12 protein-coding genes are annotated in these 12,156 nt (G+C 37.8%); 1 reads left to right on the top strand and 11 read right to left on the bottom strand.

Annotated elements, in window-relative coordinates; all coding sequences use genetic code 11:
- The first annotated feature begins 557 nt into the window (after nucleotides 1-557).
- Entirely contained in the window at nucleotides 558-764 is a 207-nt protein-coding gene (locus QZT26_RS03540; RefSeq protein WP_295100684.1) for a hypothetical protein, read from the top strand.
- Between the two features lie 102 nt (nucleotides 765-866).
- On the opposite strand, the gene QZT26_RS03545 is transcribed toward QZT26_RS03540, so the two are convergent.
- The 11 genes from QZT26_RS03545 to QZT26_RS03595 all read right to left on the bottom strand — a co-directional run bounded on the left by QZT26_RS03545 (nucleotide 867) and on the right by QZT26_RS03595 (nucleotide 12,156).
- Nucleotides 867-1,052 carry a DUF6722 family protein gene (locus QZT26_RS03545; RefSeq protein ID WP_295100686.1) on the bottom strand — a complete coding sequence of 62 codons (186 nt, stop codon included), beginning with the start codon at nucleotides 1,050-1,052 and terminating at the stop codon, nucleotides 867-869.
- 619 nt (nucleotides 1,053-1,671) lie between these two features.
- Nucleotides 1,672-5,736, bottom strand: a complete 4,065-nt coding sequence (locus QZT26_RS03550; protein WP_295100689.1) for an HsdR family type I site-specific deoxyribonuclease — start codon at nucleotides 5,734-5,736, stop codon at nucleotides 1,672-1,674.
- A 36-nt stretch (nucleotides 5,737-5,772) separates the two neighbouring features.
- A complete protein-coding gene (locus tag QZT26_RS03555; protein ID WP_295100691.1) occupies nucleotides 5,773-6,123 on the bottom strand; it encodes a four helix bundle protein in 351 nt (116 codons plus the stop codon).
- Nucleotides 6,120-6,257, bottom strand: a complete 138-nt coding sequence (locus tag QZT26_RS03560) for a hypothetical protein (protein WP_295100693.1) — start codon at nucleotides 6,255-6,257, stop codon at nucleotides 6,120-6,122. Before QZT26_RS03560 ends, QZT26_RS03555 begins: the two co-directional genes overlap by 4 nt.
- A gap of 74 nt (nucleotides 6,258-6,331) precedes the next feature.
- Nucleotides 6,332-8,350 carry a DUF3732 domain-containing protein gene (locus QZT26_RS03565; protein ID WP_295100696.1) on the bottom strand — a complete coding sequence of 673 codons (2,019 nt, stop codon included), beginning with the start codon at nucleotides 8,348-8,350 and terminating at the stop codon, nucleotides 6,332-6,334.
- Nucleotides 8,347-8,808 carry a three component ABC system middle component gene (locus QZT26_RS03570; RefSeq protein WP_295100699.1) on the bottom strand — a complete coding sequence of 154 codons (462 nt, stop codon included), beginning with the start codon at nucleotides 8,806-8,808 and terminating at the stop codon, nucleotides 8,347-8,349. Before QZT26_RS03570 ends, QZT26_RS03565 begins: the two co-directional genes overlap by 4 nt.
- Nucleotides 8,801-9,937 (bottom strand): hypothetical protein, encoded by a 1,137-nt coding sequence (locus QZT26_RS03575; RefSeq protein ID WP_295100700.1) that lies wholly within the window; start codon nucleotides 9,935-9,937, stop codon nucleotides 8,801-8,803. Before QZT26_RS03575 ends, QZT26_RS03570 begins: the two co-directional genes overlap by 8 nt.
- Nucleotides 9,934-11,067 carry a restriction endonuclease subunit S gene (locus QZT26_RS03580; protein ID WP_295100703.1) on the bottom strand — a complete coding sequence of 378 codons (1,134 nt, stop codon included), beginning with the start codon at nucleotides 11,065-11,067 and terminating at the stop codon, nucleotides 9,934-9,936. The genes QZT26_RS03575 and QZT26_RS03580 overlap by 4 nt, the downstream gene beginning before the upstream one ends.
- Nucleotides 11,060-11,524, bottom strand: coding sequence for a hypothetical protein (locus tag QZT26_RS03585; RefSeq protein ID WP_295100705.1), 465 nt, complete (start codon nucleotides 11,522-11,524; stop codon nucleotides 11,060-11,062). The genes QZT26_RS03580 and QZT26_RS03585 overlap by 8 nt, the downstream gene beginning before the upstream one ends.
- Before the next feature lie 44 nt (nucleotides 11,525-11,568).
- A complete protein-coding gene (locus QZT26_RS03590; RefSeq protein WP_295100708.1) occupies nucleotides 11,569-11,712 on the bottom strand; it encodes a hypothetical protein in 144 nt (47 codons plus the stop codon).
- A gap of 12 nt (nucleotides 11,713-11,724) precedes the next feature.
- The gene (locus QZT26_RS03595; RefSeq protein WP_295100710.1) at nucleotides 11,725-12,156 is read right to left on the bottom strand and encodes an ORF6N domain-containing protein; all 432 of its coding nucleotides are present in this window, start codon (nucleotides 12,154-12,156) and stop codon (nucleotides 11,725-11,727) included.

Genomic DNA, 12,156 nt, shown 5'->3' on the forward strand with positions numbered 1-12,156 from the left:
ACAGGCCGCTCCTACGGAGCTATTTACCTGTTGAATTTTATTGCGCTACAAACAGACCGCCCCTAAAGGGGCTACATTGTTTTTTATGTCCCCTTGGATTTTTCAAATAACTAAGGTGTTAAGAATTATTTTATTAAAAACAACCCCCTTTTTCCCCCTTTATTAAGGGGGACTTTTGCGGCCGTTTGCTTAACTTAATGACATTGGTTTGCAACCTGAACCTATGAGTTTATGCGTATAATGGGGCCATGTACTGCGGTAAAATTCCAATGCCCAAATCACAAAATCCCTGTTTGGAATCTGGAATTTATTTGTCATTTGTTCTGCTAATAGAAGGCTGGATTGAAAGTATAAAACGTTTGGTTCAGGTTACAAACCTGAACCCGCGAATGTAGTTTCCATTGCCATTACGTTCCCAAACAGATACTTCACTATGTTCAGTACAAGGTTTGAGAACGAGTTGTGCTTCGGTAGTTTAATAGATTACGCTGAATAGTTACGAAATTTCACAATATCATTTGGACATATTGAACACGAAAAACACGACGCAAAGAAGTTTGAACAGTTGCAGGAACGATATAGCCGAAATAAAGCTACGTGCAGAAAGGCGGATCGGGGAGTTTTCCAAGGAATTGCCGAAAAATGAATACCATGAGGGTAGCAATCAACATAAGAAAGTGGTGGCTTCACACGATGTAGAGCCACCAAAAACAAAAACATCCATCCTGAAAGAAGCGGGCATAACTCACCTTGAACGGTTTTAATGACTGTGTTTCTTTTTACGTTCCTGATAATACGCAATGCCAAAGCCGATAAGTAAAACAGCAAGAACAAGTATAAAAAACAAACTTAGGGAATCCATAGTTTTATTCCTTTCTGGTAAACCAATAACCTACACCAAAGAAAGCAGTGGAAAGCATAACACCAAGTATTATATGGGTTAGGTTAAGACCTTTTGGCAATATGATACCGCCGATAATAATGCCGGTATAAGTAAGCTTAACTAAATCAAACAAAAGTTTTGATATATTTTCTCTTTGCTTATCATTCACGAATTCATACTAACAATTAGAACAAATCACGTCAATGCAAAATAAAGCAGATAAGAACACATAAGAAAATGGAATTGACAATAGTTTGAAAGTACGGTAATCGTACGCAAATACTGGCGTTGACGGACGCCATAGAGAATATGCCTGATAAAACAGGCAACCAAAGGCGAACGGCATTTTTGTACCGTCATACAGGGATGTTTAGTTTGCCTTTTTTATTGAAGGGAGTGGGAAATGAAACAAGTAATTAATGGCAAATTGTATAACACAGAAACGGCAGAACTATTACATGGATAGGGAGCGGGGAAGCTTTCCCTTCCAAATAAAAAAGCTATTCCTACATTGACAGCATACAGTAAAACTTATTCAATCTCTTTATTTTTAAACATCGCTTTCAAACCTTTTAGGAAACACTATCTGGTTCATTTGCATTTATTTTATAAAGCGTGTACATCGTTTTCCTCCTTCTTTATTTTAGCCTAACGTCGCAATGTGCGGATTTTAAAAGTGGAGGCGAAGCCGGATCTTTTAAAATCCCAAACCAGCGCCTTGTTAGCACTCTTACCCGTCGGAGTCATTGGTTCGCCAAGCTCACCTCAGGTGATGGCACAGACGGCTCTTATTTTCCTTTTGTTATTTCATCCGCTATCAATTCTGCTTGTTTCAACACTGTTTCGGTTGCCAGCATTTGCATGTCCGGTGGATAACCATATTGCCTCAATATCCTTTTTACAATCACCTTCAATTTAGCCTTTACACTCTCCTTGATTGTCCAGTCTATTGATGCATTTTCCCTTACCTTTTCAAACAGGACAACGGCCAATTCCCGCAATTTGTCTTTTTTCATTAATTGCCGTGCGCTATCATTATTAGCGATTGCCGTATAGAAGGCATATTCGAAATCCGACATCCCCATTTCCTGAGGTTCTTTATCCATTTCCTTGATTTCTTTACTCAGTTTAATGAGTTCCTCAATTACCTCGGCTGCTGTCAGAATCTTGTTGTGATATTTCCTGATGGAATTCTCAAGCATCTCCATTAATGACTTACCCTGTATCAAATTCTTTTTAACCCGCGCCTTGATTTCATCATTCAGAAGTTTCTTGAGCACCTCAAGGGCAATATTCTTGTGTTCCATGTTTTGAACTTCGACAAGAAAATCCTCGGAAAGAATCGATATATCCGGTTTCTTAATACCCGCCGCGTCAAAAACGTCTATGACCTGCTCCGTAACGAGCGCCTTATCGATGACTTGCCGTATCGCCGTTTCTAAACCCTCACCCCCGCCTCTCCCAAAGGTAGAGGAGCTATCGAATTTCGCCAGCCGGGATTTTACCGCCTGAAAAAACGCGACCTCATCCTTAACGTCCATTGCCTGTTCATGCGGGATTGCAATTGAAAAGGCTTGGGACAGCGCCGTTACTTCATCAACAAACCTCTTTTTCCCGTTATCTAATCCAAGAATGTGGTCTTCAGCGGCAAGAATAAGAGACAGTTTTTTGCCTGTGTCGGCTTCAAAGTATTCCTCATAAGCAAATGAATGAAACATCTGCGAAACGATTTCAAGCTTCTCAAGCATAAGCTGAACAGCTTTTTCCTGCGCAACGGCCGGGTCACCTTTGCCGCCGCTATCCGAGTAGAACGACAAGGCTTTTTTAAGGTCAGCGGCAATACCGAGATAATCAACAATGAGACCGCCGGTCTTATCTTTATACACACGATTTACACGCGCAATTGCCTGCATCAGGTTATGCCCCCTCATCGGCTTATCAATGTAAAGGGTATGCAGACATGGCACATCAAAACCGGTAAGCCACATATCCCGGACGATAACAAGTTTGAGTTCGTCTTCCGGATTTTTCATCCTGTCGGCCAAAGTCCTCCGCTGCTCTTTTGTGGTGTGGTGTTTTGAAATTTCCGGGCCATCGGATGAGGCGGAGGTCATAACCACTTTTATGACACCTTTTCGCAAGTCGTCATTGTGCCACTGTGGCCGTATTTTTATTATTCCAGCATAAAGTTCGGCGGCAATCCGGCGCGACATGGTGACAATCATTGCCTTGCCTTCGAATACTTCCAGCCGTTGTTCGAAATGAGTAACGATATCCTGCGCAACCTGCCGTATCCTGTCTGCGCTCCCGATAAGGGCTTCAAACTGTGTCCATTTCACTTTGGCTTTCTGGGTTTCCGTTAATTCATCCTGTTCTAATTCTTCATCAAGAGATGAAATCAGTTTCCTTCCTTCTTCGCTCAAGGTAATCTTTGCCAGACGGCTTTCGTAGTAAATCCGCACCGTTGCGCCATCGGTCACGGCCTGCAATATATCGTAGACGTCAACGTAATTTCCGAACACCGCGGGGGTGTTGACGTCGGTATTTTCGATCGGCGTACCGGTAAACCCAAGATAGGTAGCATTGGGAAGGGCATCGCGCATGTATTTGGCAAAGCCGTAAACAATCTTCTTGCCGACAATGCTTCCGTTTTTGTCTTTTGCGTCTAAGGTTTTAGCCTTAAAACCATACTGCGTGCGGTGGGCTTCGTCTGCAATAACAATGATGTTCTTTCTGTCTGAAAGCCTTTCGTAAACATTGCCTTCATCGGGTTGGAATTTCTGAATGGTGGTGAAAACAATACCGCCGGAAGCAACCTTCAGGAGTTCTTTCAAATGTTCCCGGTTTTCAGCCTGCACCGGCTCCTGACGCAAGAGTTGTTTTGAAGATGCAAACGTATCAAAAAGCTGGTCGTCCAAATCGTTTCTGTCGGTAATGACCAATATCGTGGGGTTGTCCATTGCAAGGACAATTTTTCCCGTATAAAAAACCATGGAAAGAGATTTACCGCTGCCCTGTGTATGCCAGACAACTCCGCCTTTTCGGTCGCCGATTGGTTGGGATATTACACCCGGTACGCCATAACTTTCAGGCGATTCCACTATGCACCCCTCCCGTCTCTCCGAGCCACCCTCCCCAGGGCGGGGCTTATTCGTCTTCTCAGAGGAATCGGTGTATTTATTCACCTCCTGAGAGTGCTTAGAAATTATATTCCCCTCCTGAGAGGGATTTGAAACAATATTCCCCTCCTGGGAGGGATTTGAAACAATATTCCCCTCCTGGGAGGGGTTAGGGGTGGGTATTCTTCCTACTAAATCATCTTGATGCTCTTTAATCCATCGTACTATAGCATTATAAACATCGCTCAAATTCTTCTTTACATCCAAATCATGAAAGCGCAAGAAACGCACACCCAATGATTCAAGTCTTTCCTGTCTTTTTTTGTCATTCTTATAAACTTCTTCAAAACTATGGCTACTACCGTCGATTTCGATTGCCAGCATCAAATCCTTGCAATAGAAATCAACGATATATTCGTCAATAGGCCGTTGACGGTCAAAATCAAAACCGAGCATTTTCTTTTGCTTTAAATGGTTCCATAGCAAAGTTTCTGAAAGCGTCATATTTTTTCTCAGTTTTCTTGCCAACTCCTTGAGTTTTGGATTATAGGGAAGGATTTTTCTCTTTCCACCCACCCCTGAATCCCCTCCCAGGAGGGGACTTTTTATTGTTTCTCCCGGGAGGGGACTTTTTGTTCTTCCCTCAACACAAAGGAGACTTTTTGTTTTGTCGTTTTCATGGGAGGATCGAGAATCTATATTCCCCACCCTGGAAAGGCCGGAAATTATGTTCCCCTCCTGAGAAGGATCAGAGATTATGTTCCACCCCTGGAAGGGGTCTAAAATTATATTCCCCTCTCGGGAGGGGCTTAAAATTATATTCCCCTCCTGGGAGGGGCAAGGGGTGGGTACATACCCAGCCGCCCTAATCGTTGATTCAACGGCCCTGTTCACCGCATAATACTGATGATACGCTGCAAGTATCTTTACTGTCTGTATAGTGATAATACCGGTTTCTCTGTCCTCTCTTTTTGATTTTTCAAAAACAATAAAATGCCGGACAAGGTCTAAGAGTGTACTCTTGCAAAGCATCCCCTTAATCAACGTTTCCAACTGTCCGATAAGAGGCGAGGCCTCAACCTTGCCGTCAGCCGTCTTCCACGCCATAAAACGGTTGAAAGCGGAGGCAATTGTCCCTGCCCTGGCCTCCAGCCCATCTGAAATAACGATGAAACCATTGTATGTAAACAATCCGGGAATCGCCTGCTTGTAGGTTTGTATCTGCTGAAAGGCGGAGTGGACGGTAGCATTTTCATCGGCAGGATTTTTTAGTTCGATAACTACCAGCGGCAATCCATTCACGAAAAGCACAACGTCGGGCCTTTTATTGACGTGGTTCTCTATTACAGTGTACTGATTCAACACCAAAAAGTCGTTGTTCTCCGGGTCGCTGAAATCAACAAGCCATACGAGGTCGCCGCGGCGGTTGCCATCTTTCTGGTAGCTTACATTAATGCCTTCGGTAAGCATCCGGTGAAAGGATTCGTTATTTGATATAAGTTCGGGCGAATTAAGACGGAGCAGTTGTTTTACCGCGTCTTCCCTTGCATCCGCAGGGATGTTCGGATTGATACGGGACACGGCAGCCGTAAGCCTCCCAATGAGCAGGATGTCCTCGAAGGACTGTCGTTCAGGCGTCTGGCTGTCGGGCGCAATATCGGGGCCGTAGACGTATTGATAGCCTGATTTTTCGAGCAGCTCGATGGCGAATTGTTCGATGGCGAATTCGTACATAATAATTGGTAATGTATAATGGAAAATTGATAATTACTATTTTGTTTTACTTGATTTTATTATTGATACAAGTAGCTTTATTAATTCCAAAACATCTCCTTTAATTGTGTTGTATTCGTTCTCTGATAGAAAATTCGTTTTGAATAACAATTCAATCCAATAGTCCGTTTCGTTTGCTTCTTTTAATGCAATGGATAGTTTATGGATAAAATCAGCTTTACTTTCGGCATGTTCAGCTTCCCGTATTAATGCCCCAATTGATGTTCCAAAACGTAACAACTGTTTCGACAACACAAACTCTTTCTTGGTTTCTGTCAAGAATTTGTATAAATTGATAATCCGTACAGCAAAAGCAAAGCTTTTGTCTTCTACGACATTTTCTTTCATAATTCTTCATTATCCATTTTCAATTTTTCATTACTTAAGTAGGCATATTGATAGCTGGATTTTTCGAAAAATTTGATGGTGAATTGTTCGATGGCGGATTCGGTGATTTTGTTCATTAGAATAATCTCTATCATAAATATCTTCGGCAACTGTCCCATCGTTACCCAATATTATTACACTTATCTTCGTCAAATTATTTTCAAGAGTTTTATTGTAGCTTATCTTCCTTTTCTTCAGATAACAGAATGAAACCTCTTTTTCTCCATCTTCGATTATTCACCAATGATTCAAATTCAACAGTATCCAAATTTAAATTATCTGCATGATCTGTGATAATGATTTGAGGTTCAATGCCAGTTTCTTTGAGTGTGTCAGAACAAAATTTAACCACTTGATTAAACAAGTTTACAACTGCGCTTAAATCTTCATCAGTTTTTTCTTGCGCACCTTCTTTTTCTTTTAATTTTTTAGCATCAAAGTTTTCATCGTTATCTATAGATGTTGGAAAATATACTTGACTAGGTTGGTCTAAAAACAAAATTGGTGGAATTAAAGCTTTATTACCTAATGAGCAGAAATATTTATGAAGTGCCATAAAAAGCGTAAGGTGGCTATACAACCAATTTGCACCACTTCCCATGGAACGAAGATAAATTTTTTCGCCTTGGCCTTCTTCATGCCAAAGCTCAAAACTTTCCAATGAAAATTTTAAATTAATTGGCTTGTATGAATCTTCAAAATCGAAATTCTCACCAATTTGCTTCATTGCATCGTCAATATAAGATTTGGCATCTTTGAGCTTTTGTTCGACATTAAATTTATCTCTAAGTATTCCTTGGAGTTTTTTTATTTCACCTTTTGAATTTTTGATACTTTCTTCAAGATTTGAAATATTTTTATCAATTAGGTTTTCTAAAAGATTTTCAATTTTCAATTTTACTTTTAATCCTTGTTCATCTAAATCACGATTTGCTTGTAAATCTTTTGTGATATTCTCAAGCATGTTGATTTCAATATAGACATTTGATATTTGGCTCTTGATTCCTTTAATTTCCTCTTCTAAGCTCTTTCTATCCGCTTCGAAAGAGTCTAATAAGTAAGTTGATTTGCCTAACTCATTATTAAGCCACTCAATTGCATTTGATAACAAATTGGCTTCAATAGAAATAATTTCATTTGAAGTTTTACAAAATGGGCATTCTGACAAATGAATTTTTGCATCTCCTATTTCTGGAAGACTACTTAAATGTTCTCTGTACTTATTCGCATACTCTACCGATGAGGTTATGTCATTGAGTTTTATTTGGAGAGTTCTTTGTTGTGCATATAAAGTATTTTTTTGTTCTTTCAATTTTTGCAACTGCCTTAAAGCTTCCTGTGATTCATAGTTGGACACAACTTTTTTAATTCGTATTTGGTTTAAATAGTTTGCGGGGTTTAACAAAACAGCTTTTGCTTTCACGTCAAACAACTCATTTCCAGTGATAGCAACAAATTCTTTTAACATCCCTTCAAGTTCTTTACTGTTTTGTTCATGTTGTTCTTTGATATTTTTCTGCTGATTTTCCAACCTTTTTAAATTTCTATATTCATCGGCTAATTTTTGTTTAACTGTAAAATATTCCTGAGTAACAAACCCAGCAAATATTTTAAATTGCTCTATAGTCTGCTCTCTTTTTTCTTTTTCATCAAACCTATAAAAAATTGCGTGTTTATTGGCAATTAAGTTTTGATGTTGCAACATAAAAGGTGTCATATTTCTTATAGATGGCCTTTCTTTCTTCTTCTTATTCTTTCTGTATTCTCTATCTTGCAAATCTTCGTCAGTATCAACTATTTCGAGTCCAAAATATCGCCCAAGTGCTAATTTGAAATTATCAATAGCAATGAAAAAACTATCTTCAAAATATTCCATTGATAAATTTTCTATATCTGGTAAAGATGTCTCTTCTTTTAAAAACGCTTTTTTTTTGTTTGGGCTTCTTGCCAAAATAATATTGGTTTCTTTGACTGACAATACAATAAAATAGATCTGAGCATTATCAGTAATAATTCTTGCAGGGATAGTAAATTCAGAACTCCCAAAACAATAATCAAATACCTCAATCATCGCACTTTTACCGGTAGATGATTTGCCAGTGATTACATTTACACCAGAGCTAAACTTAACAAAATGTACTTTGTCGGATTTATCAATAACTCCAATGTATTTTAGATAGCTTTTCATAGCTCTTTTACTCCCAATAATCTATAAATGGCAACAACATCTAACTCTCTAAAAACTTTATATAAATTTGATGCTGCTTTTAGAGATTCTCTCAAATTTTCTACTGTTTTATTTTCTGGTATCAAGACTTCAACAATTAGATTTTCATTTATTTTTATCATTTGATTATCCATTGCATATTGGAGACACTGATTTGTTAAATATTTATATAGTCTCACTCGCTCTTGGAGTCCAAAAATATTCTTTTTTTTATTACAGAATGTATGTATTGAACTTGTAATTTTTGCACCAACAAGCCATTGCTTGCTGTCCTCGTGCAAAACCAATGGCAACACTAAATAAGCTAAAAGTATATTTTGGGGTTTTGGCCGTATATATCGGAAAAACTCAACAAATAATGGGGCTAAAACAAATGGATTATTATGTATTTGATATATGCTATCTGCAAATTTACTCATTTTCATCCACCCTTAATTTCCAAACGATATTTTTCTCCTCATCGTTTGCCATACTATGCAAAAGACCATTTCGAAAATACTTTGGAGTATCGTTAAAATGTATAAATTGCGGAGACTCTGAACCAGTTATTGAATCATAAAAGTTTTTTGAATCTTTAATGCAGTTTGTTTTGTCTGTATTTCTTGAAGCTTTACTATAAGCAGGATTATAGGTATCTATTATTTCTTGCTCATAGCTATTATAGTGGTCTCTGCCTATTGCATACCTTCCTAATTCTTGAGAAATAGTATGATTGGTTCGCACATATTCTGAAATAGCTTTACTTTTTACCTCGTGGTAATCTATATCTTCAATCTTTTTAACAAATAAATGTTCGTTATGTTGATTAACTTCAACATCGCCAACTTTTAGATTTGCATATTTTTTTGGAAAAACAATGGTTCCCGATCTAAATTGATTTACTAATGATCCTACTTTGGAAGTAAAATCTTGATATGTAATTTCCCATATCTCACCAATTCTAACTGTCGGTGAAAGCAAATAGCCCATTAATGAGTTTATATAATCATCTGTATTTGAAGACAAAACAGATTTGCCATGCTTTTGTTTTATCTGTTCATAACACGCACCGTCTTCTGCCGAAGAATCAAGGATTATGAACTTTTCTAATAGATCAAGGAGCTTAACTGTTTTATTACCATCCAAGACTGAATTAAGCAACTTTTCTGTGCTTTCACTTTTTTTACTTTGTTGATTATATTTCTGAAAAATATCATCCAATATTTGCTTTTTTTCATCTTTATTTTTGCTATTCCATTCTTTGAATGACGAACTTACTCCGAATCTTTGAGTTGTCAAAAGTATTAGATTTTTATAATGGCTTACATCAAAAGCATTTTGTAGCCAGTTATCAATTGTCTTCCAAATATTTTCATGCAAATCTGTTAAGTCTTCCTGATAATGTTTAACTTCTATTTGATACTTATCGGAGACAGTCACATCTCCATATTTTTCAATGATCACTTTTTCACCGTCAAGTAGCTCAAAGCATTTGTCAATAGCAATATAAAACTGATAAATTGTTCCATCAATAGACGATGAAGCATCGTGTTTTAGTTTAATACTCATATCTTCAACCTCACTTCCCCGCACATCAACTTCGGCAGCAGCACATCCCGCAGTTTTTCAAGGGTACCGATTTGAGCTTTGTTCTGGAAAATTTTATGAAAATACAACGAAACTAAATTTTCGAAAGACCGTATTTCTAATTCGTTCGGAATTGAGACTTTGTTTTCTTTGAAGGTTGTAGTTGTTATCGTATCAAAAACACTACCATATGCCGAAGCCTGTAATTCCTCTACCACATGATTTATGAGCAGGTATGTGAAGAAGTAGCAATTATCAATTAGTGGCAGAATCCCATAATTGGATTGGCTGAAGGCCATCGGTTGAGCAAGTAGACAATATTTCCCAACTGTCCCTCTTGCGGAAATTACTGTTGCATATTTTGGCAAGAGTTTGGCGGAACTGTTATTTAAGCCGTTTTCTGTTATTCTTTTCTCTGTATTGAGTACGAAAGATTTATGGTTTGAAGCTATATCCCCACCAGCTAACCATGGAATATTACCATCCCAATAGTCGGTAATTGATGTTTTTGGAGTACCGCCACCAACTAATTGTACAAGTCTGAGAAGACTATCTTCCTCCCACCCTTCATCCGCATTTCCCTCCTTTTGGGAGGGATTAAGGGAGGGTTCTATGAACCACTGCCTGAAAAGCGTTTCGGCCATGGCTTCGAGGGTTTTGTTCTGGCGGTGGAGCAGGTCTATTTTGTCGTCGAGACTGGAAAGGACTGAGGCGATGGCGCATTGTTCGGGGAGCGGGGGGACTGCAACATCTATTGCGTATACATCATTTCTGTTTAGACCTGGAACTGCACTGTGCGAATTCATTTCATTTAATTGTAAAGTCTGAAGGAAGTAGTAGAAAAAAATAATGTCATTATCATTTTTAAGAATTACGTAATATGTTGTATCAATTGGAAAGAAATCTTTTTTTGAAAACTTAATTTCGCCAACACTACCTTTACGACCGATAATAATCCCTGGTGCCTTCACTAAATATTCATTATGATAGCCAACAATTCCATTTGAGCCATAAACTGGAAAATTCCCCTTTTTACGTTCGGATTCCTTTAATCCTTTTCCATAAATAAGCTCTAACTCATCACCAAGTTTGCATTTCTTCCACTCACTCATAATCAATAACTTCACCGTTAATCACACTTTTTATAATAGGTTGGTCTTTTTCAATTACTATCAAAAAACCCATTAGGTATTTATACTTTCCTTTGTTATCCGTAAAGTCTTTTAATTTTCTCAAATCTATGTTAATGTCATTTTCCCAATAAGGTTTAAATTCTATAATTAATAGGTTATCTTCGTTTGAACCTCTTTTATGTAAAATAATATCTGGATAAGTACCGGCCCTAAAATTTTTTGTGCTTTTAGGTTGTTTGTAATTTCTATTGTATTCAAAATCCAAATTGTATTCAGAAAATTTGGTATCTTTAACAAGTTCATAGAGATAAATACCAAACCAAAAAACAATACTTCGTTCGTGTACTTTATTATCTATAAGATACTTTTGTTCATCATATACTTTTTTTAATGCTTGCTTAACAAGTTTAACTAAATTTTCTTTTTTCTCACTCATTAGCCGCAACCTTTTTAAGATTTTCTAAAAGTTCAAGTGCAGATTTATCCATTTTGGATAAAGCAAAACCATTTCTTGCTTACATCTTTTATTGAAGCGCCGAAGTGATAAACATCTCTGTCGTCGATGATTGAAAATCTATCGTGTGCCTTAGTAAATTCTTTTATAGAAATAATCTGAATGCTCATTTTTACGACAGTTTAACTTTTAAGCACTGCCGAAATCATGGCAACACCCTGTTCGGTGAAAACATAGGGCAGATATCTTCTTCCGCCTCTCTGGTTTGAGGTCACAATTTGTGACCTCAAAGATTTTTTGGTTTCTAAGGTCACAAATTGCGACCTTAAAAAGTTATGCTCATCATCAGTCAATTGAAACATAAATTCTACCGGAAATCTTTCGATGTTGCGTCTTACCGCCTGATTCAGTGCTTTTACCTCTATCCGGTACAGTTCCGCCAGATCGCTATCAAGCATCACCTGAAGGCCTCTGATTGTATAGATGCATGATTGAATTCTGTCGGAATTTATGGTATCGCATTTTGTGATACCTTTTTCATTAGCTCCTATGTTACTCATACCGGCTTCTCCTTTCCATTGCCTGAACCTTGATTTTCTTGATTCTTTAATCAT

Origin of the sequence: uncultured Candidatus Kuenenia sp., from assembly GCF_900696675.1 — a bacterium.
Taxonomy (GTDB): Bacteria; Planctomycetota; Brocadiia; order Brocadiales; family Brocadiaceae; genus Kuenenia; species Kuenenia stuttgartiensis_A.